Source organism: Shewanella sp. 8A, assembly GCF_023475945.1.
In the GTDB taxonomy this organism is placed as follows: Bacteria; Pseudomonadota; Gammaproteobacteria; order Enterobacterales; family Shewanellaceae; genus Shewanella; species Shewanella xiamenensis.
The window spans coordinates 1-899 of the sequence record NZ_JAMDJP010000089.1 but is presented as its reverse complement, the minus strand read 5'-3'; the positions used below and the strand labels follow the sequence as shown (position 1 = coordinate 899).

Below are 899 nucleotides of genomic sequence, written 5' to 3'. Positions count from 1 at the left end.
CGTCCGCTGATGGCCGGCAGCAGCCCGTCGTTGCCTGATGGATCCAACCCCTCCGCTGCTATAGTGCAGTCGGCTTCTGACGTTCAGTGCAGCCGTCTTCTGAAAACGACAATGGAGGTGGTAGCCGAGGGTGTGGAAACACCCGACTGCCTTGCGTGGTTGCGGCAGGCGGGTTGCGACACGGTGCAGGGTTTCCTGTTCGCCAGGCCGATGCCGGCGGCGGCCTTCGTCGGCTTCGTCAACCAATGGAGGAACACCACCATGAACGCCAATGAACCGAGCACCAGTTGCTGCGTGTGCTGCAAGGAAATCCCGCTCGATGCCGCCTTCACGCCGGAAGGGGCCGAGTACGTGGAGCATTTCTGCGGGCTGGAGTGCTATCAGCGCTTCCAGGCGCGGGCCAGCACTGCGACCGAAACCAGCGTCAAACCGGACGCTTGTGATTCGCCGCCGTCAGGTTGAGGCATACCCTAACCTGATGTCAGATGTTGAGCACAAACAACGTCAGAGTAGGGTATTAATTTATATTTATTGACACATTCAGCCAAGGGTAATAGATTTCATCCTGACATTTTTACCTTTGGAGGCATCTTGCAAGGTCAACGTATCGGCTACGTTCGCGTCAGCAGCTTCGACCAGAATCCTGATCGACAACTGGAACAAATAGAAGTCGGCAAGGTATTCACCGATAAGGCTTCAGGCAAGGACACACAACGTCCCGAACTTGAAAGGCTGCTGGCCTTCGTCCGCGAGGGCGACACCGTGGTGGTGCATAGCATGGACAGGTTGGGGTCGTTTGCGGGAGGGGGCGGAATCCTACGCTAAGGCTTTGGCCAGCGATATTCTCCGGTGAGATTGATGTGTTCCCATCCGAGCGGCGAAACATGGGCCAAGAGATC

Annotated in this window: 2 protein-coding genes; both read left to right on the top strand. The window is 57.0% G+C overall.

From position 1 onward, the window contains the following. The coding region (locus M0413_RS23060) for a DUF3330 domain-containing protein (protein ID WP_224147504.1) at positions 1–462 on the top strand (462 nt) is incomplete at its 5' end. A gap of 69 nt (positions 463–531) precedes the next feature. After that, positions 532–825: a recombinase family protein gene (locus M0413_RS22630; RefSeq protein WP_502957309.1), complete on the top strand. Its 294-nt coding sequence runs from the start codon at positions 532–534 to the stop codon at positions 823–825. Positions 826–899: the final 74 nt, after the last annotated feature.